The following is a 19,839-nucleotide window of genomic DNA, read 5'->3' on the forward strand; positions in this document are numbered from 1 at the left end:
CTTAAGGAGAAGTTATGAAAAGAAAATACGTAGATCACTATAGTAGTTTCAACATTAATGAGTTTAATAAGTTCTTCGATGGAGATATCAATAACTCAATCAATGCTGCTGTCGAGTGTTGTGATCGCTATGCGGCTACAGATAAGGTTGCTCTCTACTGGGAGGGAGTTAATGGTGAGGAAGAAGTCATCACATTTAAGAAGTTAAAAGAAGAAACTTCCAGACTTGCAAACTTTCTTGTGGCCCAAGGAGTAAAACCAGGAGACGTCATTTCAGGACTTCTGCCACGAACTCCAGAGCTTCTTTATACAATCCTAGGTGCGTGGAAAGCTGGTGTTGTCTATCAACCACTCTTTACAGCTTTTGGTCCGAAGGCAATTGAGCAAAGACTAAATTCAAGTCAGGCCAAAATCGTTTTTACCGATGATACCAATCGTGCAAAATTAGATGAACTACCGATGAATCCTAAGAAGTGTGTGCTTGTTCGATCTGATGATTACCAATTGGCACAAGACGATATTAATTTTAAGAAGGCCATGGATGAGCAAAGTACAAATTTTGCACCAGTCATGAGAAAGGGCGAAGATACTTTCTGTCTTCTTTCAACTTCTGGAACCACAGGACTGCCAAAGGCCGTACCTGTTCCACTATTTGCCCTCTCTTCGTTTAAGCAATATATGGATCTTGCAGTTGACCTAAAACCAACTGATCGCTTTTGGAACCTGGCCGATCCAGGCTGGGCCTATGGACTTTATTATTCAGTTATTGGTCCACTTGTAAATGGAAATGCACTGCTTTTTTATGAAGGTGGGTTTAGTGCTGAAAGTACAGTTAGAGTAATTCAAAAATATAAGATAACAAATTTAGCAGGCTCTCCAACGGCCTTTAGATTATTAATCGGAAATGGAGAAGAAGTATCAAAGGCGATAAAGGGACAGTTAAGAGCTGTCAGTAGTGCTGGAGAACCTCTTAACCCAGAAGTTATAAACTGGTTTAAAGATAAGCTTGATGTTGTTATTAACGATCACTACGGCCAAACTGAAACTGGAATGACGGTAAATAATCACCATGAACTCGAGCATGAAATTAAGCCAGGAAGTATGGGCTATGCTATGCCTGGCTATACCGTTGTCATTCTTGATGAGAACGGAAAAGTTGCACCACCAAATACTCCAGGAGTCATTGCTGTTGATATCGCAAACTCTCCCATTATGTGGTTTAAAGGTTATCTAAAGGCCGACACTCCGGCCATCGCAAATGGTTTTTACACAACTGGTGATACGGCAGAACAAACAGAAGATGGACGTATAACTTATGTCGGTCGAAACGATGATGTTATCACTTCATCAGGTTATCGAATTGGGCCATTTGATGTTGAAAGTGTTCTTCTTGAGCATCCTTGTGTTTTAGAGACGGCCGTCATTGGAAAGCCTGATCCAAAAAGAACTGAAATCGTTAAAGCATTTGTTGTCTTAAACAAAGGCTTTGTGGCGTCAAAAGAATTAGAAGAAGAATTAAGTCAATTTGTAAAAAAAGGACTAGCTGCCCATGCCTACCCACGTGAAATAGAGTTCATTGACGAACTTCCAAAAACTCCAAGTGGGAAGATTCAGCGCTTTCTTTTAAAGAGACGTGAAGATTAAAACTTTAAATTAGTTACGGGGCAGATGAATTCTTCAAGACGCTTCTTGTAGTCTGCCTCAAACTCTTCACGAGATAATTTAGCGAGTTCGCTAAACTCTGACTTCTTCATTTCTGCCACAAGATCAAATGGAAGATACATCTCTAAAGCAGCAAGTCCTCCATCGATAGAATCAACAAGATTCTTATACCCGCGAATATAACCAAAGGCTTCATCTTGTCTCTTATAACCATCATAGAAAGCCGTTACAATCTCGGCCTTCTCTTCCATCGAAAGAAGATCACTCTCCCCAAGAATTCTTCCCCAGTCATCCATAAATGGCCCAACTGGAATTAAAAACTTAGAAGATTTTCTTAAACACTTAGGCTGTCTCATTGCCATGTGACGGTGGTTTTCTTTTGAAGAAAACTCTTTATTCACCTTTCCTGTATACACAAGAATTGGATCGTAATTTTCATTTAGTTGATGACCTAATTTAAAGATACGCTTATAGAAAGCATCTTCAGGGTTCATATTCCACTGAACCATCACTCGGTCCAGATCCCCAAAATTATGGGCCATTAGAGGAGCAGCTCTTAGAAAATTGATATGATCTCTTTCCTCACGAAGCTTTTGCATAATTAGCTCTTCTTTTTTAATCTCTTCTAAGATGACATCGGCCATCTCCTGTGCAAGCTCAGTCTTACGATTTTTAACAAGAGCACAGTAAGCACCAATAGCAACACTTAACCATGTTCCTTCGTGGGTACTCATGACAGTATTATTATCGTTATTATAGGCCTTGCGACTCGTTACCTGAGAGTAGTCCCAAGTCCAAGACTCAATTGTAAGTCTGGCCATCTTATCAATATGCTTTGAGATGTGCCCATGCTTCCACAAAGACTCTCTAATCTGATTATCCACATCTGTAGGAACAAATGTTCCCGCCGTTGCCCAGTGAGCACTGATACAAATATGAAAGTATTCTGCTAGATTGATATTATTTAGCTGTTTAAGGTTCTTCTTATAAAACCTTAGCTTCTCAAGGAATGCACGTTTGTCCCCTGTCGTATCAAGCTCTCCCTGGAATAAGAAAGGAGCTGTATTTTCAACATGTTGGAGAAGAATATTTGGTGCAATACCTACACCTTGTAATGCCATTGTTGTCTTTTTCTTTTTACTCATAAGCTCTTGATAACATATTGATCACAAAAAGAGAGAATTATTTCAAGATGCTATATTTATGACATAAAAATGTGATAGATTGGCCCACAATTATTTACTTAGATAAGGTTTATTCAGCAATGAGAATCAATAAATACATTAGCCAAAGTGGTATCTGCTCTCGTCGTGAAGTTGACGAATTAATTGAACAGCAAGTTGTTAAGATCAACGGTGTTCTTGCAGACATCGGTGCCACAGTTAATGAAGGAGATATTGTTGAAGTTCGTGGCCAGGTCGTTAAACCAAAGGTTGCTGAAAAAGAAATTATTATTGCTCTAAATAAGCCTCGCGGTATTGTCTCAACAACTGAAAGTAGTGAGAAAGACAATATTGTCGACTACGTTAATCACGTGGAAAGAATCTTTCCTATTGGACGCCTAGACAAGGACTCACAAGGACTCATCTTTCTAACAAATAACGGTGACATCGTTAACAAAATCTTACGTGCTGGAAATAATCACGAAAAAGAGTATGTCGTCACAGTTGATAAACCAATCAATGATAACTTCATTAATGGTATGGGCGCAGGTGTTCCAATTCTAGGAACGATGACGAAGAAATGTAAAGTTGAACAAATGAGTTTAATGGTTTTTAAAATTACTCTTGTTCAGGGGCTAAATCGTCAGATTCGTCGTATGTGTGAATACTTTGGCTACAATGTCACTAAGCTTGATCGTGTTCGTATCATGAATGTAAGTCTTGATGGCCTTGGTGTTGGAGACTGGCGTGAGTTAAATGAGAGAGAAATTGCGACTCTCTACAAGTTAATTGAGGGTTCTTCATCAGAAGATGCAAAAGCTATTAAAAAAGCTCCTGCTAAGAAACCGCAACAGCCACAGAAAAAGAAAAAAAGTAAGTATGACAAACTCTTTAAAGATTTAGATAAGGAGTTTAACTTCAGTGGTAAGACAACAAAACGTGAAGAGAAGCGCAAGCAAAATGCTAAAGGCAAACACCGTCGTCGCTAAACCAAGTGCTTGCCCGCATAAATTACTTAGTAATTCCGTACTCTGCTAAAATTGTATTCTTTAGGTATCGATAGATATCAGACTTCTTTGCAAGTCTCTTTCTAAGAGGTGCTCCAAACTTCTTTGCACTCTTTGACCTTCTAAGCTCTCCAGTACAAAACAATGATTTTTGATCTGCCTCAATAAGTAGATCAGAGATTCTTTCTGGTGCAATCTCAATTTCTTCAAGTCCTTCTTTTTTTAGAACGCGATTTACTCTTCTATTAACCTTAGCAACAAGTTTATCAAACTTCTTTCCACCGCCAATATAACCAGTAAATGACATTTTAGCGGCATTCTTAGCAGCAATAATTTTAGAGCTAATAACACCAAACTTTACAACGTTATATACAAGAACAATACCAATAGCACCAATCCCTGCACCAGCTCCAGTTTGAATTGCTTCAATTGGCTTAATTCCAAAATCATCCATAATCTTTTGGGCCGTTTCAGCGTCAATCGTCTCTGTTAAATCAATATCAAGTAGTTCTAGAATTTTTTCACCGAACTCAGTAATTGGACCACCATCTGCAATACCACCAAGAACAAATCCACCGATTGTCGCAACAATTGGAAGTTGAACTAGCCCCAGTGTAAGCTTCACTGGTTGCATAAGTAGATCTTTTCTAAGCTTCCTAACTCTTTGATGATATTCATCCATACACGTTGTATTTGCGGCGAAGTTATTTTGCGCATAATTCTTCATTTCTCTGTAAGTGTTAATCTTTTCAAACTCAGCTGGTACTTGAGTTTGTGCAACAACAGATGATGCAAAGGCAATAGTAATCATAATCGTTAATAAGCTACGAAACATTTTTCTCTCCGATAAATTTCTCTGTAAATAAATATAGATGACACCAATACTGGCCGGTAAGAAGCTTTGTCAACCGTCTAAAAATGCATAAGAGACAGAATAAGACGTGATTCTTTAGGTTATCTAAAGATTAAAATGATGAATGTGCATGAATACTTATAAGAACTAATAAAACTTAAAAAGAAAAAAAATATATTAAAATGCAGCGTCGAGAAGAAGATCGGCTGTTCCATCCAATAACCTCTCAAGAGCATTAGGTTTCGTCTCTTTGTGAAGAAATGGTCCATCGGAATAAACTGCAGACTCTAGAACAAGGCCAGAAGAAACAAGTTTTGATTCGCCGTTAATAGTTGTTCCACCAATAAAATTGAATCCAACTGCTTCCCCATTCGTAATATCACAAGTAATCCTAGGATTCCTGCGATTTAAAAACATTTGAGTATAATAATTTTCGACCTCAGCATCATCGGCAAAGCAATGTGTACAGCCTTCATAATTTGGTCGTGGAGTATTCACAACCTTATCCAAGGGAATAACACATTTATCTTTTCCATAGGTTTCTATAACGATGACACGCCCACTATCTGCTGAAAGCCTAGTCTTAACAATTTTTTTAATCTTATAAGTCTTACTCTTTTCGCTAGAGGTGCGAATTGTTAATGTATTCATTTCGGTCTCATCAGCAAGACCAAAGAATACAAATTGAAATATGAGAAGTGCTTTAATTAATCTCATACCTACTCATCGTAATAAATATTGCTAAGCTTTAATCAACAATTGCATCAGGAACTGTAACATAGCGAATTCTATGTTGTAGATCTTGAGAGATATTATTTTTAATCCATTTCTTTAGGTCACTTACATTTCTCTGTCTCATATAAGAGAGATCCACAAGAATGTGGATATTGCCTACGGCCTCAAGCTTATGCTTAATACTGTTGCCAGCATTTTCAATATTAAAGCGCCATGAATGAGTTAGAAGTGGAGAAATTGGAGTTTTGACATCCCAGAAGATGCCATTACCATCAACAAACTCCGTTCCCTCAGGACCTCTTTCAATTCCTGCAGCAATAATTCCCCTCTCTTGAGCATAAAGACCACTTACGGCCTCTAGCTGACTCGTCTGAGTTTGCTTAAAGTTATGGTCCGGATCTGATGCGAGAGAATCAAAGTCTTCATGTGAAAGATACTTTGGATTCACAGATGCTCCCTGCTCTTTAAAGATATGCCATAGCATAATATTCTCTTCAATATTTAAGGGAGAAAGAAAAGTTCGAAGAGCACTTGAACAACTTATTTCAGAAACTGATCTTGAAGTTGAGTAAGAGCTTATTGATCGTTGGCCTTCTTTAATATTAGAAGAATAAAAACCTAGGCCAACAAGGCAAAAAAGAACTATAGATTGAATTGATAGTACAAAGAGCTTTAAACGCATATGAACGTTTATCGACAATCTTTAATAATAGTTGAGCTTATTCTTTAGGTAAAAAGCTAAAATTATCAAGAGCACTCGGGAAACGCTTGATCTTATCTAAATTAGCGACAAGATATTTTGATTCTTTACTAATTTGTAAATCAGCAACCACACCTTTAATTTTACTCACTTGATTTTGTAAATTAGCAAGGCGCTCTCCAGTAAGCTTAGGAGTTGCGATCATTCTTTTATTTAAAGGATTCAACCATCTACCTCTCGAATCTTTAAATCCAAAATGTAGGTGTGGCCCAGTAACTCTTCCAGTAGCTCCTACTGTTCCAATCACTTCATGAGACCTAACCCATGCACCTACTTTCACATTACGGCGGTGAAGGTGATAGTAAAGTGAAGTTGACCCGTCTCTGTGTCTAATCCCAATCTTATTTCCCGCAAATTCATTGTAAGTAGACATGATTACTTTTCCAGCTGCAACGGCATGAACCCTCTCTCCAGTTCTTCCTCTTAAATCAATTCCTCTATGCATAGCTCGCTTACCCGTTACAGGGTGCATACGCCAGCCATAGCTTGAACGAATGTGAAGTCTTGGAAGTGGATAGCGAAGCCCAGAATTAATTAAGGCCTGCCCATTTGGTGTATAATGTGCAGTATAAGTCGAACTTTTCTCTTGGTCTTCATAGAAATAAGCTTCATGACTGCCAGCTTTTACTCCACTATAAGAAGTAAAAAGAACTTTCGTTTGAACTGTTTTTTTAGAATGTTTTCTTTCACTAAGAAGAACTCTGTAATTGTCTCCCGCACGAGCATTCATTCTAAAGTTAACCTTGCAAAGTAAAACGTTAACAACTTCATTAACAACTGATCTTTCTAGCCCCATGGCCAAAAGATCATCTTGTAGTGTCGAGCCAGAGTTTAGTTGTCCCTCGATCATACGAGGTTGCCAATACGTATCTAACTCACTTAATGAGTAATCCCACTTACCAGTATCTTCATTTAAAGAAACCAAGTGAGTTTCATAGTCATTTTGAGCAAAAGAAAATTTAATAAGTTTGTTGTATTCGTCGAATGTTGCTTCTAATCGATCCCCTACTTTCAGCTTTGAAAACTCAACTTCATCTCTAAGTTGATTGATTAGATTCAGGGCCTGCTTATTATCGATATTAATATTTTGTAGTGCCTGATATAGACCTTGGCCTCTTTTGATCTCACCCTTCTTAACAATAGTTGTATGAATAAGAGGACTCTTAGGAATCATAGTAGTAGAGCTAGATGCTTCTACATTTTGAGACACATAAACTTGTTGGCAGCCAGTAAGGCCACTTAATAGAATTAAGCTAATAAATAATTTCGACATCTTACTAATAAGCATAGCAAACTTATCGGAATTTACCAAAAAATCTTAACCAACTCTTAACTTAAAAACTCAATAATTTCTAACTGATCTTAGATAATACGGCCTCAATAAATCTTGTCTTCATTTCTTCATAAAGAGCAATATCATTTGAGTGATTTTGTATGAGATTCAACTTTGCATTCTTATACTCAGTCGCAATCATAGGCTCTGCATTTAAATAATCTCTAAAGTCTAAGATATCACTGATACTTTCATCACCTTTTTTAAGAATACGCACACTTGTCAGCACTCTATTGCCTTCAGGTGCTTTACGCTCAAATAAGAAATGTTTTGAATCATTTGAAGTTAGGGAAAATCCTTGGGCCTTGAATTCATTTCGAAACATTTCAATGCCATCAAGAGTATGGACAACACATAGAATATCAAGGGTTGGACGAGCAACAACTTTTGGCATAGCAGTCGAGCCAATATGCTCACAACCCATTAAATTATTTCTCAAAAGCTTTGCCAGAGACTGACTTTCTTTTTCAAATACTTTTAACCAAAAATCATTATATTCTACTAATTCTATCTTATTTTCCATGAAGCGAATTTAGCATAATCATAAAAAGAGTGCGATAGTAAAGTTATGAAAAATCAAAGCGTAAAGAAATTACTATTCATCGTCCTCTCTATCCTATGTTTAAGTCCGTGGGTGTCTTCAGCAACGGCCCTTTTTGCAGGAATCATATTCTCACTATTTATAGGAAATCCATTTCAAGAATGGACTACTAAAGCAGTAAAGAAGTTATTGGCCCTAGCTGTAATTGGTCTAGGAGCGGGAATGGATTTGAATGTAGTGACAAAAGTTGGATTGCAGTCAGTTGGGTTTACGGCACTTAGTATACTGGCAGTATTTGTTGTAGGAACTTTACTAGGAAAACTTTTTAAAACACCGCTAAATACAACACTTTTAATAAACTCCGGAACGGCCATATGTGGAGGTAGTGCAATTGCAGCTGTCGCTCCTGTTATCAAAGCAAAGAATCATGAGGTAACAGTCTCATTGGCCGTGGTATTTACATTAAACGCCGTTGCTCTCTTTGTTTTTCCATGGGTTGGTCACTTATTAAAAATAGATCAGACATCATTTGGACTTTGGTCGGCTTTGGCGATTCACGACACCAGTTCCGTTGTTGGAGCATCTCTAAGTTATGGACCGCAGGCACTTGAGGTTGGAACAATTGTCAAATTAGTTCGTGCACTTTGGATTATTCCATTAGCACTTATCTTTAGTGTTACAACTGCCATGCAACTTAAAACGCAAGGTGCATCTGTTCAAACAAAAACAAAGAAGCCTTGGTTTATTTTAGGATTCATCACGGCAGCAGCACTTGTCACTTTTATCCCAGAATTAAAGTCGCCAGGACTAATGATTTACGCCGGAGCAAAAAAGCTTATGGTTTTAACTCTCTTTTATATCGGTTCGAGTATTACATTAGATCATATTAAAGAGGCAGGAATTAAGCCTATGCTTCAAGGTGTGATACTTTGGTGTTTCACAGCAATCTCAACACTTACTTTAATCATGACTAATATTATAAATTTCAAATAAGAAAGGAGATCTATCTTGTAGCTAAGATAATATACTCTTTCTTATGTGATGGAACTTGGCGGCTAATAATATTGTTAAATCCCCAATCATAGAATTGATCTTCAAATGATTCGATATTCTCAATATATTCCATCTTCACAACCTGAACGGTGAAAATAACACCTTTTAGTGTGCGGTTATACTTCTTAGCAAGACGTAAAACCTCTTTGATGGATTGTTTTGGATTTATATTAATATCTGCATGAATCCAACGAACCTCCTCTGGCAGGTCTTCATGAGAAAGGTCTTGAACCGATCTTTTGATATGTGAGAAGTTTTTATTATTAGCTAAACTTGGATCAATTTTTGCAGGATCAATTCCCACAACCTTGCAGCCTTCATTCAAAAGAAACTGTGACGCTCCACCAGGGGCACAACCAAAGTCTAGCCATAAATCACCTTTGAATAATTTAACGGCATAGAGTTTTACAATTTGAGCAAGTTTTAAATATCCTTTAGAAACTGTATTCTCAGGAACATCAACTTCCACCATTGAATTAGGATAGCGAGTACAACCACTTGCAACAGAGTGGGCACCAAACCAAATTTCATCAGGGCCAAGACTAATTAAATCAATAACAGTCTTTCCTTCAGCACTGTAAGCATTCACCTCTCGTCCAAAAGCCGCCTCAGCATCAAAGTCAGTTTCGCATCCAATTGCAAAGCTATGAATCATGAAATTTTCGATATCAAGGCCGCTACTCTTTACATCTTCAACGATCGTCTCCGGTTTCGACTTTCCATAAAAAATCCCACAACGTGTAGCAAAAGTAAGCTGTAGTTGAGAGATGGTTTTTAAGTCATAAACGACACCAGTATTTTTAAATGTAACAAAGCCCTTCTTTGAAAAGCTAAAGGTAAATTCTGGATAGAAGTTTTTAACTTCTTCTTTTAAAAGAATTTCATTACCTGGGTTCGTACAAATAAAAATAAATTGTTGCTGACTCATATGTCTCCTGGACACTTATCGGATGATATACATTTAAAGACCAATCTTATCACATATCTAATTTCATTTATGTATATATTTATACTACTCAATCCAATATTTATTCTTGTTCTCACTGATATTCCTTACCGGCCCAACCTAGTCTTTATTATTTTTAAAAATCTTCCTATGGGATTATTGAAATCAAAGATCGTTTAAACTTTCTTCAAATATACAGAAAATGACACCCCGGCCTTCGTGATTATAACAACTTAAATCATAACCGTTGGCATTTAAGTTGCTCTATAAATCTCATGTTTATAAGACTATTTAGATATTTACTACTAGCGACTTTCTTCGCAACGTCCAGCATTGCCTCTGATATAAGTCTTAATGACCTAATTGAATCCCGTGGTAAAGACCTAGTTTCAGGACAAATCATTGAACTTATGAATGGTGAAAAGGTCGAGTTTATCAAAATCCTTGGTGCTGGAAATACAACAACCATCCATGAAGTAAAATCAGGGAATAATATCTACGCCCTAAGAGTTCCAAAATATCACGGAGCATTTAACACGTTTTCAAAATATTCGAATTATATCGATGCCTTCTATCTAGGACATGCGAGTCTTGAAAGCCAAGGAGTTTCAATTCCTGAGATCTATGCATATGAGAAAGAGAATTACCTACTCGTTGAAAAATTGAATCTCAAAGATTCTTTTGATCTTGATGCATTCTTCTTAAACAAAGAAGCGATAAATCCAGAAGATTTTGCAAAGGCCTTAGATAAACTTCCAGACTTTTTCGAATCAATTGCGGCCTACACATTAGTGAAAGATTTCCACCTCGGTCAACTCGTCTACTCTCCTCATGATGGAAGGTGGATTCTCATGGACTGGACCCACTCACATGAACTATTTAAAGATGGCCAAGACAAGCTTCCATTCACAGTTGATTCGGTAAAAGTTCAAGCTGAAAAATATGAGAAGACATTTAAATTAACTGAGGAGTTTAAAGATCTTTTTAAAAGAATTGAATCACGTATGCAAAATAAACGAAATACTATTTTGGATAATGATAAGCTCTTCCTAGAAAGTCTAAGTTCACTTAGTACAGAAGAATTTATGAGTGCAATTCAAAATCCTCCCAAAGGTTACTCAAATAACCTGACACTAGGGATAATCGATCGTCTCTCATTAATGAACGTACCAAATGAATTACCCGAATATCTTATTGCCAACCATGGAGACTTTAAATACCTCTTGGAGAAATTTCTTGAGCGCACAGATTCAATTGATGATCTTGTGACACTTCTAAATTTAAAAGACAGCCTCGGCATGAAGATTGATTGGAATCTTGAAATGAAAATTCAAAAAATAATCACAAATAGTGACTCCAACACACCTATCAATCTTTATAGGAAGCTTCTCGATCATAACTTTGTTACAAGCTATGCAAAGGCGTGGATAAAGCGCGAACGCTTGGACATTGAGACAAGCAATAATTGCGTTGATGTACTTCGCCAACTGGTAAGCAATCCCCTGTGAAAAGGGCGCGGGTACAAATGGAAATTTTAGGTACTTACACGTAATCCCGACCCATTTCACGACAATTATCCATTGAAACTTTAGTAATCTAGCTAATATGGGCCCTAAAATGACTTTTAAAGGCATATATAACTCTTCGTAATCTCGAAAAGTACCCGCGCCCCTTTTAGGAGCGCTCCTTGCTTTTCATTTTACCTAAGAAACCTAAATTGATGACTGTAGACAGGTACATATTTGGGTTTTCGTTCATTCTCTTTTTGAGAAGATCAATCATATACGGAATATGACCCTGAGAAGGATACTTAGCATATACTTCAGAATAATTTTTTTCATTCAAGCGATGACTCCACAAATCTGCAACGTCCACACCAGCCCCATAGTGCAGATATTTAAGTTCGTTACTTTTATTCTCTGCATGCCCTATCGCTCCGTGAAGAAGAATCATTTCATGAATAATATCAAGCTGCCTTGGTGTTAAGATATCCTTACAATGAGCACATGCATCATCTGCACCAACAAGCTCAAAAGTCGTACCTGTACAATCCTTGATTAGCCCCAGATCATGCAGAAGCGATCCAATAAAGAAAACTTCGTTATCAACCTTTTCATCATTTAAACTCATTAAAATCTTTCCAAAGGCGTAACTTCTTATTCCATGATTGAAGAGCGGTCCATCATAGAGCTTATCAGCAAGAGCAATAATATTTTGTACCTTTTCGCTCTTTGGAATACTCCACTCAACGGAATTGATATAGCTCGCACTTCTTCTCGTTAACGCCATCTTGCTACGATAAATAGTTTCTTTTAAGTCATATTTGATTAAGCTCTTGATTACCCCACACTTGTGAGGAGGTTTAATTGTGTTCATATTAACTCCTTAAGTAAACTATACCTAAGTCTTGACTTAAACCACATTGTCACTTATGACATAAACTATGCAAAATACGACAACATTAAATATTCATATTCTAGATTGTAAACATTCTTTAAAAAGCACAACACAAAACTTTATCGATTACTTTGAAATACTAAGATATATAAATGATAAGGTTATATTTAATATCACTAACCAAATGAACACAAAAATAACAGCAGGAAAAGTAGCGGACTACCTTATCCTTCCCCCTTGCTACAAGCCTCAAAAGGCTACAAAAGAGGAAGCTAGAATAATAAGTGCCCATATATCATCAGAAAAATCAAAAATAGTAGCATGCTGTGGTGGAGCACTAAAACTAGCATCCACAGGAGCACTTGATAGAAGAAAAGCAACAACACATTGGCTATTTGAAAAGAAATTAAAAACAGAGTATCCAAAAGTTAATGTCGAGGCCCACAGAACAATCATTGAATCAGGAAAGATTATTACGGCAGGCGGAGTTCTTAGTTACCTTGATGTCATTTGCCTAATAATAAAGAAAGAGCTGGGGAAAAAGACGGCCAGAAAGTATAACGAAATTATCCAAGGGCCAGGGATTCGTGAGTATCAAATACCAAAGCAGAAAAGAGATGGTAATCCTGAGTTAAATAATTTGTTTGCAATATACGACAAGCTAAAAGGCGAAGATATTTCCTTAACAAATATTGCACAAGACATGGGTATGTCACCTCGAGGTTTTCAACGCCATCTTAATGAGAAGTACGGAATAACTTTTCGCAACAGCCTAAAAAAATATCGTCTAAAGAAAGTTCAAGAATATATTCTAAAAAATATTCCTATAAAAGAAATCTCTTTCAGACTCGGTTTTATAGATGATATGAGCTTTAGGCGTTTCTTTAAGAAAGAAATGAAAATGCCAATTTCTCAATACAGAGACCTTCTCTTATTGAACATATAGATTCTGTTCTACCTAAAACATACTTTTTATAATTGTATAAATATTTTTGTAGAAATTTGCACTGAATAAGAAGTCATAAATAGACTTATCAGTATTCTCCATTGAGAAATAGATAATGATTGGTAATATATAAAATATATTCGTACTTATAATCCTTATTGTTTCAAACTGAGCCGCTTTATATTTTTGTAAGTATTTTCCCAATACATAATGAAAGCCCAAGTAAATAATAACATAAGGCCACACAAAGTCTGCGAACATAGATAAATAGAAGAAGTTATAAAAACCAATCAAATACAAGATAATTTTCAAAAATTTTACTAGTCGACTACCAGTAGACATAAACTTCCTTTTATCAAATAAGCACTACCAAGGGGCGCGGGTACAAATGAAGATTCCAAGTACTTACACGTGAAACAGACTCGAATCACAGCAAATATCGACTGAAATTTAAGTAATCTAGGAGATGTAGGCCCTTAATAGACTTATTATGACATAAATAGCTCTTAATTCACTAAAGAAAACTAATTAACCACTTATAAGTCGCTGTAATCTCGAATGGTACCCGCGCCCCCTTTTAGAATGGCACCCGCGCCCCCTTTTACTTTTACTTTTACTTTTAAGGTTCAGCTCCTAAGGCCTCTTTTAATCAATATACTTCATTTTCTCTATCCAAGACCTCGTCTTGTTTTCATCGAAATTGCGTACAGGTCCCACTAAAACCGTTCTCTTAGTTTTAATCCCAGAGAAGCTAAGAATTAAACTTTTAAGCAGCTTTGGCCCTAAATTCCCTTGAACATACTTGTAGTAAAATGGTGGCGTATCCATTGTCGTAACAATTGTCGCAGTCTTACCACGCAGCAGTTTTGTTTGAAAGCTCTGCCCTGGCTCAAACTTAAAGGCAAATCCTGGCAAGAAAACACGATCAAAGAAACCCTTTAATTTGGAAGGTAGACTCCCCCACCATGTTGGGTAGAAGATAGCGATATGACTGGCCTCTTGTATTGATGCCTGTGCAGAAATAAGCACATCTTCAAGAGGAACAATTTCTTTATATCCTTTGTCTAAAATAGGATTGAACTCTATTTCAGATAGATCAATTAAATTAACCTGATTCCCCTTTGCCAACTGAGCCTCAAGATAAGATTTGGCAAGAGAGTATGTGAGAGATGTTGAATCAGAATGACCTTGGATAACTAATATATTTTTCATATGCGCCTCAATGTTAACAAATGTTTACTTAATATAAGTTAACACTTGTTTACTTTCAAGACAAAAGAAGGCAAAATGAAGAAATGAGAAAAAAAACGGATACTTATCATCATGGCGCACTTAAAGAATCAATCCTTTTAAATGCAAGTCAAATCATTGCAGAGAATGGAAGTGTCGATTTCTCAATCAGAGATATTAGCAATGCCTGCAAAGTATCTCCTGCTGCAATTTATAAGCACTTTAAATCAAGAAATGAAATTGCAGTGAAACTTGCTCTTCAAGGAGTAAGTCTTCTTAAAGAAGAGTTTGATCTTATTTCAAACTCAAAGTCCCCAGGCCTTCTAAAGTTCTGTAAAGCTTATATTAATTTTGCAAAAGAAAACGAGGGACACTTTAGGGCCATTTATTTTAAGAAAATTTGTTCAATGGATGAGTTTCAAGAAGTTGAAAGCATCACAGATCAACTCTATGCATACCTTTTGGAATCAATCGATACAAAGACAAAGCTTAAGAAAGATGATTATAAAATAAAGAAAATACTCGCCTGTATCCACGGCGTTTCGTTTCTTATCATAGATAATTGTGCAGAATTTTCTGAAAAGGAAATTGATAAAATCCTGAAAGATGTCATCTAAGCCGATAGCTATATTATATTTCAGATTTAAGTTGATCTAAGAAGGCATGAAAGAAAGCAAGCCTTCTCTTCCCCTCTTCTTTTCCTGCTTGCGTGTTAAGACGATCATTTAGTTTTAATAACTTTTTTTCAAAATGATCTAGAGAATAGCTCTTATCATCTAATGAGCGATCTTGTGCCCAAGGATCCTCGAGATGATAATACTTAGACTTCATCTTAGTTCCACAACTGGCCCATCTCATTACACCGATGGCACCCATTGCATCGAGCTTATCTGCATCTTGTAAGATCTCTGATTCAATTGAGCTGGCCTTTAAGTTGGCACTATATGAATGCTCTAAGATAACTTGTGCAATATGCTCAATTTCACTATTAGTATAATCACTTTCACCAAGCAAGGACTTGGCCTTTTGAGCAGCAAGAGCACTGGCCTTACTACGATGCTCACTATTTTTAGGAATATTGATAATATCGTGTAAGTAAGCAGAAGCGCTTAAGACTCTTGAATTGACTTCATGGCCATGAGAAAGTTTTTCACATAAATTTGCTACCCTAATAACGTGAGACCAGTCGTGACTCGGATCATCGTGATCATAGTAAGATCTGATTTTATCTAATAATTCTTTTTTAAACATTTAAGACTCTCGAATTAAATACTATCAAGAAAAGGAAAATCACTTCCCTCTTTGATACAATCGATAAGATAAAGAGCAAGTCCCATCTCACCTGTAAAAAGAGTTGCACGGCCATTTCTTTGAGTTAGTGCATGCATGGCAAATGAACGAGCACGCTCAAGCCACTTCTTATCACCTGTTCTCTTATATACTTGAAGTAAGGCGTAGCCATTTCCATCAGTTCCATGACAAAGAGAAACCCCTTTATTAAGTGGCCCAGCTTGCCAGATAACCTCAGCTGATTTTAAAAGACAATCATCAACAAATTCATCGCGAGGATAATTTACAAGAGAAGTCACGATCCCAGGAGCTCCATGACACCATTGAGTTAGTTGCTTTATTTCTGGCATTGGTGGGTAGACAACTTCATAATTCATCATCTCACCTTCTTCCTTACTAACAGCTTTCATAACTTTTTTAACGTGAGAAAGGAGATAATCCCTATCACCTTGAGAGAGAAGATTAATCTCTTTAAAGATTCCAAAAATATTTCCAAAGTAGCCGTGTCCTGCTCCAATATAGCGAACTTTCTTGCCATACATATCTTGTTCCCAAACAAGCTCACCTTTGGCCTCTTCTTCCTTTAACTTTTTAATTAAAAAATCGACATTTTTTAGGAAGAGTTTCGCCCAGTGCTCCTCCTTCGTTTCTTGATAAAGAAAAGAAGCTGCAAGCATAGTTCCAGGAGCACCCCATAGGGCCTCAATCGTTGCGTTTTCAATATTGGCCTCAACTAATTCAAATATTTTATCTTGAGTTTCTTTCGATGGGGCAAATTGGTTTTTAACGAGAAGAATTCCGACTTCTCCAAGAAAAAGAGAAGGAACTACATTTTCAGTATCTGGGCGACGAAGATAGTCCTCATGAATTTGATTTAATAATTCTACTTTATTAAAAGGGAGGTCACGATTAAGAAACCCTGAGACTTTATTCAATGCCCAGACTGTACCTGCGGCACCATAATAAATCGTCTTATTACTTTCGATTTGCGCATCTTCATTCTTGTCAGCAATCCAATACCTTTTAGCATCGAAATTTCTCAGAGTGTCATTAAAAATTGACTCAATAACTTCATTTATTGTCTCTAAATTCCACGGTGTACCGATCAATATTTCGTGCTTTGTTGGTTCAAACAACATAATTACCCCAATCCCTGTATTATTAGGATTATTTTAACATTGAGCTCAAAAAAAATCCCCTGCCAAAGGCCGACATCTGATATTTTATATCGTAGAATCTCACCAAATATTGAATCAATTACGGAGTTCCATATGGACACAAATATAACAAAGACATTAACGCAAATCGTAAACAATATGCCTGCAGACTGGCTTCGTTTAACGACACACAGACTTGATATCTATAATGAGTCCCTTGCAAAAGTTGAGTTTCTTCAAAAGCTTGAAGCGGGCCAGAGTTTAGAAGAACTCCCAACGGCATACGATTATATTCGTCTTGGTCATCCACTTTCATGTGTTCTTGAGTGGGCCATTGCGAAGGAAGCTGATTTAAATCCAGAAAGTGTTATTTCATTTTCTTCTGACATGATGCCGATCCTTGCAGTTCTTCGCGCAAACAAATTTCTCGGGAAGCGTACTCAGATTGTTAGTGAAGCCCCTCTATCAGAACTGATTCAATCAGTTTATCAATACGACTTTATTCAAAATCAAACAATAGACAAAGACTTTGATGGAACAACGATTGTTATCGATGGAAGTGAGAAAGCTGATATCAATGTTGCTCGCTATCCAAATCTTGGAAGCGTAATTACGGTTAATGACAACAACGCTACTTACATTAAAGAAATTCAACACGTAAGACGTCGTGAATCGATTGCCATGACTCCACAGGACTGCCTAACTGTTATTAAGGCCATGATTGGAGAAAGTTCAAAAAGTGTTACTCCTATCGACACAACAGAGCTAACAAAAACAATTCAAGAGATCACAAACTCAAAGACTCAAGTTGCATTTAGTAATTGTGGTCTTTCTGCTCAATATGCAATTATGATGGGGCAAATTCACTTCGCAAATAAAAACCATCCAGGCAAGGATATTAAATTTATCGTACCACCAAATTGTTACGGTGGAACAAATGACCAAGCAAGACGAGTGGCCGCTTGTATTGATAACGTCGAGATCATTGACCTTCCTGTTGATAGTGGAAAAGATATGGTAACAGAACTTGAGCGTATCTTAACAGACGTCGCTCATGCAGATGCTGTTCCATATATTATTGGAGAAATTCCAACTAACCCACGTGTGGAAATCCCAGACTTAATTAATCTTCGTGAAACACTTAAGAAGCCAAGATTTACTGATGATGGAGCAACTGCAGTTGGAGCAGTATTTAATCTCGATCAAACATTTTGTCCAAATGTAAAATTCTTTGGGGATCACGGTTACCTGAATGACGTTAAGGTTATTTCATATGTGAGTGGATCAAAATTTCCAAGTGGTGGCCTGTGTACAGCAGGTTATGCTGTAGCAAGTGATAGCGCCGCAGAATACATGAGCTTTGTTGAAAAGCACTTGAAGCTTTGTGACAATGGAGCAACTAATCTACAACTTCAGATTCTTACTCGCGAAATGCCTGGTATGAATGAAAGAATAGCTAAGGCATATGCTAATACACGTGGTTTTGTGGACTATATTCAAGAACAACTTCCAAAAGCAAAGATTAATTTTGTTTCCCATGAACTTGCGGATGCTACATTTACACCTTCAGTTTTCTCACTAGACCTTCCTGCCTCAAACGAAGAACAAAAACGTGAGCTTAATCACAAGCTTATACGCATGATGATTGATGCCATTCCTGAAGAGAGCAAACACTGTGTAAGTTACGGTCAGCTTAAGGGTTGTTACTGGACTGTTCCTGCCACTTCAACTCAAGGAACAACAAAAGAGAGCGACAAAGACTATATTGTTCGTGTCTCTGTTGCTGCCGACTTTGATCTGACAAAGCATCAAGAAGTCTTTAAGGATTTCGTACGTGAGGCCTATTAAAGGCCTCACTCAATAACTTTTGAAAGTTAGGACAAGAAAAGTGATCTTTTTCCTTACAGTTATTAAGGTGTTCTAAGCTATTCTTCATTTTCTTTAGCTTCTTTATTTGCTCATCAATTTCATTAATCTTCTTAGTAAAAAGTGAGCGCTTAACCTTAAACCTTCCATTTGCTGTCAGCATTGAAGAAATCTCTTCTAAGCTTAGCCCGCAAGATTGCGCCAGTGCAATGAATGAGAGATTGTGAATCACACCCTTAGGGAAGACACGTTTTAATCCATTTCTCCCCACTGATTTTATTAGACCTATCTTCTCATAATAACGAATTTTAGAAGAAGCAAGTGATGTAATCTTTGATAATTCACTTATATCCATACATATCCTTTAAACCATAACTTGACTTGAAGTTAACTTTAACTTGTAGAGTGAATATAACAAAGGATTATTTTATGAAAATTATAGTACTTGGTATTCTTGCTACTTTATTCATGGACTTGTGGGCATACATCATGAGGGTCGTCTTCGATGTAAGAGGACTAGATTATAAACTAGTTGGTCGATGGGCCTACTATCTAACAAAAGGTGTATTTTTTCACCACACAATTATTCAAACTGAACCTGCTCCAAATGAGTCTCTTCTAGGATGGACAATTCATTACTTAATTGGAATCTTCTTTGCATTTATCTTAGTTGTAATTTTTGGAAATATTTGGCTTGAAGCACCTCAAATAATACCTGCTCTTGTTATTGGATTAATAACGTTAATCGCACCTTTCTATGTTATGCAGCCTGCTTTTGGATTTGGTGCTGCTGCTTCACTTACTCCAACACCTCTTACAATAAGAGCAAAGAGTATAATGGCACATACCTCTTATGGATTAGGTTTGTACTTAGCAGGTCTTATACTTTCTCTATAACAGA

The 19,839-nt window shown here is 36.9% G+C and carries 20 protein-coding genes; 8 read left to right on the forward strand and 12 right to left on the reverse strand.

The window, feature by feature from the left end:
- The first annotated feature begins 14 nt into the window (after positions 1 to 14).
- The gene (locus ACMAYX_RS07685) at positions 15 to 1,643 is read left to right on the forward strand and encodes an AMP-binding protein (protein ID WP_412471815.1); all 1,629 of its coding nucleotides are present in this window, start codon (positions 15 to 17) and stop codon (positions 1,641 to 1,643) included.
- Here ACMAYX_RS07685 and ACMAYX_RS07690 read toward each other — a convergent pair.
- Positions 1,640 to 2,806, reverse strand: a complete 1,167-nt coding sequence (locus tag ACMAYX_RS07690; protein ID WP_103218291.1) for a hypothetical protein — start codon at positions 2,804 to 2,806, stop codon at positions 1,640 to 1,642. The genes ACMAYX_RS07685 and ACMAYX_RS07690 overlap by 4 nt on opposite strands.
- Before the next feature lie 119 nt (positions 2,807 to 2,925).
- On the opposite strand from ACMAYX_RS07690, the gene rluF reads away from it, so the two are divergent.
- Positions 2,926 to 3,813, forward strand: coding sequence for a 23S rRNA pseudouridine(2604) synthase RluF (gene rluF, locus ACMAYX_RS07695; RefSeq protein WP_103218292.1), 888 nt, complete (start codon positions 2,926 to 2,928; stop codon positions 3,811 to 3,813).
- Between the two features lie 22 nt (positions 3,814 to 3,835).
- On the opposite strand, the gene ACMAYX_RS07700 is transcribed toward rluF, so the two are convergent.
- The 5 genes from ACMAYX_RS07700 to ACMAYX_RS07720 form a co-directional block, all read right to left on the reverse strand.
- Positions 3,836 to 4,666 (reverse strand): hypothetical protein, encoded by an 831-nt coding sequence (locus ACMAYX_RS07700; protein WP_412470220.1) that lies wholly within the window; start codon positions 4,664 to 4,666, stop codon positions 3,836 to 3,838.
- Between the two features lie 195 nt (positions 4,667 to 4,861).
- On the reverse strand, positions 4,862 to 5,401 hold the full coding sequence (locus ACMAYX_RS07705) for a hypothetical protein (protein WP_412470221.1): 540 nt from the start codon (positions 5,399 to 5,401) through the stop codon (positions 4,862 to 4,864).
- A 31-nt stretch (positions 5,402 to 5,432) separates the two neighbouring features.
- The gene (locus ACMAYX_RS07710) at positions 5,433 to 6,119 is read right to left on the reverse strand and encodes a hypothetical protein (RefSeq protein WP_233189719.1); all 687 of its coding nucleotides are present in this window, start codon (positions 6,117 to 6,119) and stop codon (positions 5,433 to 5,435) included.
- 19 nt (positions 6,120 to 6,138) lie between these two features.
- On the reverse strand, positions 6,139 to 7,467 hold the full coding sequence (locus tag ACMAYX_RS07715) for a M23 family metallopeptidase (RefSeq protein ID WP_392992859.1): 1,329 nt from the start codon (positions 7,465 to 7,467) through the stop codon (positions 6,139 to 6,141).
- Between the two features lie 64 nt (positions 7,468 to 7,531).
- Positions 7,532 to 8,035 (reverse strand): GrpB family protein, encoded by a 504-nt coding sequence (locus ACMAYX_RS07720; RefSeq protein ID WP_392992862.1) that lies wholly within the window; start codon positions 8,033 to 8,035, stop codon positions 7,532 to 7,534.
- Between the two features lie 45 nt (positions 8,036 to 8,080).
- On the opposite strand from ACMAYX_RS07720, the gene ACMAYX_RS07725 reads away from it, so the two are divergent.
- The gene (locus ACMAYX_RS07725; RefSeq protein WP_412471814.1) at positions 8,081 to 9,046 is read left to right on the forward strand and encodes a YeiH family protein; all 966 of its coding nucleotides are present in this window, start codon (positions 8,081 to 8,083) and stop codon (positions 9,044 to 9,046) included.
- Between the two features lie 10 nt (positions 9,047 to 9,056).
- Here the strand turns inward: ACMAYX_RS07725 and ACMAYX_RS07730 are convergent, their stop codons facing one another.
- Positions 9,057 to 10,034 carry an SAM-dependent methyltransferase gene (locus ACMAYX_RS07730; RefSeq protein WP_412471813.1) on the reverse strand — a complete coding sequence of 326 codons (978 nt, stop codon included), beginning with the start codon at positions 10,032 to 10,034 and terminating at the stop codon, positions 9,057 to 9,059.
- 293 nt (positions 10,035 to 10,327) lie between these two features.
- On the opposite strand from ACMAYX_RS07730, the gene ACMAYX_RS07735 reads away from it, so the two are divergent.
- The gene (locus tag ACMAYX_RS07735) at positions 10,328 to 11,560 is read left to right on the forward strand and encodes a hypothetical protein (RefSeq protein ID WP_412471812.1); all 1,233 of its coding nucleotides are present in this window, start codon (positions 10,328 to 10,330) and stop codon (positions 11,558 to 11,560) included.
- A 166-nt stretch (positions 11,561 to 11,726) separates the two neighbouring features.
- On the opposite strand, the gene ACMAYX_RS07740 is transcribed toward ACMAYX_RS07735, so the two are convergent.
- Complete coding sequence (locus ACMAYX_RS07740; RefSeq protein WP_103218301.1) at positions 11,727 to 12,428, reverse strand: hypothetical protein; 702 nt, start codon at positions 12,426 to 12,428, stop codon at positions 11,727 to 11,729.
- 67 nt (positions 12,429 to 12,495) lie between these two features.
- Here ACMAYX_RS07740 and ACMAYX_RS07745 point away from each other — a divergent pair, with 67 nt between their 5' ends.
- The gene (locus ACMAYX_RS07745) at positions 12,496 to 13,395 is read left to right on the forward strand and encodes a helix-turn-helix domain-containing protein (protein ID WP_412471811.1); all 900 of its coding nucleotides are present in this window, start codon (positions 12,496 to 12,498) and stop codon (positions 13,393 to 13,395) included.
- Positions 13,396 to 14,040: 645 nt separating this feature from the next.
- Here the strand turns inward: ACMAYX_RS07745 and ACMAYX_RS07750 are convergent.
- Positions 14,041 to 14,607 carry an NAD(P)H-dependent oxidoreductase gene (locus ACMAYX_RS07750; RefSeq protein WP_412471810.1) on the reverse strand — a complete coding sequence of 189 codons (567 nt, stop codon included), beginning with the start codon at positions 14,605 to 14,607 and terminating at the stop codon, positions 14,041 to 14,043.
- An 83-nt stretch (positions 14,608 to 14,690) separates the two neighbouring features.
- Here ACMAYX_RS07750 and ACMAYX_RS07755 point away from each other — a divergent pair, with 83 nt between their 5' ends.
- Positions 14,691 to 15,242 carry a TetR/AcrR family transcriptional regulator gene (locus ACMAYX_RS07755; protein ID WP_412471809.1) on the forward strand — a complete coding sequence of 184 codons (552 nt, stop codon included), beginning with the start codon at positions 14,691 to 14,693 and terminating at the stop codon, positions 15,240 to 15,242.
- Between the two features lie 13 nt (positions 15,243 to 15,255).
- Here the strand turns inward: ACMAYX_RS07755 and ACMAYX_RS07760 are convergent, their stop codons facing one another.
- Complete coding sequence (locus tag ACMAYX_RS07760) at positions 15,256 to 15,876, reverse strand: HD domain-containing protein (protein WP_412471808.1); 621 nt, start codon at positions 15,874 to 15,876, stop codon at positions 15,256 to 15,258.
- 14 nt (positions 15,877 to 15,890) lie between these two features.
- On the reverse strand, positions 15,891 to 17,054 hold the full coding sequence (locus ACMAYX_RS07765; protein WP_412471807.1) for a lanthionine synthetase C family protein: 1,164 nt from the start codon (positions 17,052 to 17,054) through the stop codon (positions 15,891 to 15,893).
- A 132-nt stretch (positions 17,055 to 17,186) separates the two neighbouring features.
- Here ACMAYX_RS07765 and ACMAYX_RS07770 point away from each other — a divergent pair, with 132 nt between their 5' ends.
- Positions 17,187 to 18,920: a cystathionine beta-synthase gene (locus ACMAYX_RS07770; RefSeq protein WP_412471806.1), complete on the forward strand. Its 1,734-nt coding sequence runs from the start codon at positions 17,187 to 17,189 to the stop codon at positions 18,918 to 18,920.
- Here ACMAYX_RS07770 and ACMAYX_RS07775 read toward each other — a convergent pair.
- Complete coding sequence (locus tag ACMAYX_RS07775) at positions 18,892 to 19,293, reverse strand: MerR family DNA-binding protein (protein ID WP_412471805.1); 402 nt, start codon at positions 19,291 to 19,293, stop codon at positions 18,892 to 18,894. The genes ACMAYX_RS07770 and ACMAYX_RS07775 overlap by 29 nt on opposite strands.
- Before the next feature lie 74 nt (positions 19,294 to 19,367).
- Here ACMAYX_RS07775 and ACMAYX_RS07780 point away from each other — a divergent pair, with 74 nt between their 5' ends.
- Positions 19,368 to 19,835, forward strand: coding sequence for a DUF2938 domain-containing protein (locus ACMAYX_RS07780; RefSeq protein WP_412471804.1), 468 nt, complete (start codon positions 19,368 to 19,370; stop codon positions 19,833 to 19,835).
- Positions 19,836 to 19,839: the final 4 nt, after the last annotated feature.

The organism is Halobacteriovorax sp. RT-2-3 (assembly GCF_047085075.1).
GTDB lineage: Bacteria > Bdellovibrionota > Bacteriovoracia > Bacteriovoracales > Bacteriovoracaceae > Halobacteriovorax_A.

Excerpts from the sequence above, each read along its gene's own strand:
- ACMAYX_RS07730 (WP_412471813.1), bottom strand. The coding sequence starts at position 10,034 with ATGAGTCAGCAACAATTTATTTTTATTTGTACGAACCCAGGTAATGAA.
- ACMAYX_RS07770 (WP_412471806.1), top strand. The coding sequence starts at position 17,187 with ATGGACACAAATATAACAAAGACATTAACGCAAATCGTAAACAATATG.
- ACMAYX_RS07775 (WP_412471805.1), bottom strand. The coding sequence starts at position 19,293 with ATGGATATAAGTGAATTATCAAAGATTACATCACTTGCTTCTTCTAAA.
- ACMAYX_RS07755 (WP_412471809.1), top strand. The coding sequence starts at position 14,691 with ATGAGAAAAAAAACGGATACTTATCATCATGGCGCACTTAAAGAATCA.
- ACMAYX_RS07725 (WP_412471814.1), top strand. The coding sequence starts at position 8,081 with ATGAAAAATCAAAGCGTAAAGAAATTACTATTCATCGTCCTCTCTATC.
- rluF (WP_103218292.1), top strand. The coding sequence starts at position 2,926 with ATGAGAATCAATAAATACATTAGCCAAAGTGGTATCTGCTCTCGTCGT.
- ACMAYX_RS07740 (WP_103218301.1), bottom strand. The coding sequence starts at position 12,428 with ATGAACACAATTAAACCTCCTCACAAGTGTGGGGTAATCAAGAGCTTA.
- ACMAYX_RS07715 (WP_392992859.1), bottom strand. The coding sequence starts at position 7,467 with ATGCTTATTAGTAAGATGTCGAAATTATTTATTAGCTTAATTCTATTA.
- ACMAYX_RS07760 (WP_412471808.1), bottom strand. The coding sequence starts at position 15,876 with ATGTTTAAAAAAGAATTATTAGATAAAATCAGATCTTACTATGATCAC.
- ACMAYX_RS07685 (WP_412471815.1), top strand. The coding sequence starts at position 15 with ATGAAAAGAAAATACGTAGATCACTATAGTAGTTTCAACATTAATGAG.
- ACMAYX_RS07735 (WP_412471812.1), top strand. The coding sequence starts at position 10,328 with ATGTTTATAAGACTATTTAGATATTTACTACTAGCGACTTTCTTCGCA.
- ACMAYX_RS07765 (WP_412471807.1), bottom strand. The coding sequence starts at position 17,054 with ATGTTGTTTGAACCAACAAAGCACGAAATATTGATCGGTACACCGTGG.
- ACMAYX_RS07745 (WP_412471811.1), top strand. The coding sequence starts at position 12,496 with ATGCAAAATACGACAACATTAAATATTCATATTCTAGATTGTAAACAT.
- ACMAYX_RS07700 (WP_412470220.1), bottom strand. The coding sequence starts at position 4,666 with ATGTTTCGTAGCTTATTAACGATTATGATTACTATTGCCTTTGCATCA.
- ACMAYX_RS07780 (WP_412471804.1), top strand. The coding sequence starts at position 19,368 with ATGAAAATTATAGTACTTGGTATTCTTGCTACTTTATTCATGGACTTG.
- ACMAYX_RS07720 (WP_392992862.1), bottom strand. The coding sequence starts at position 8,035 with ATGGAAAATAAGATAGAATTAGTAGAATATAATGATTTTTGGTTAAAA.
- ACMAYX_RS07690 (WP_103218291.1), bottom strand. The coding sequence starts at position 2,806 with ATGAGTAAAAAGAAAAAGACAACAATGGCATTACAAGGTGTAGGTATT.
- ACMAYX_RS07750 (WP_412471810.1), bottom strand. The coding sequence starts at position 14,607 with ATGAAAAATATATTAGTTATCCAAGGTCATTCTGATTCAACATCTCTC.
- ACMAYX_RS07705 (WP_412470221.1), bottom strand. The coding sequence starts at position 5,401 with ATGAGATTAATTAAAGCACTTCTCATATTTCAATTTGTATTCTTTGGT.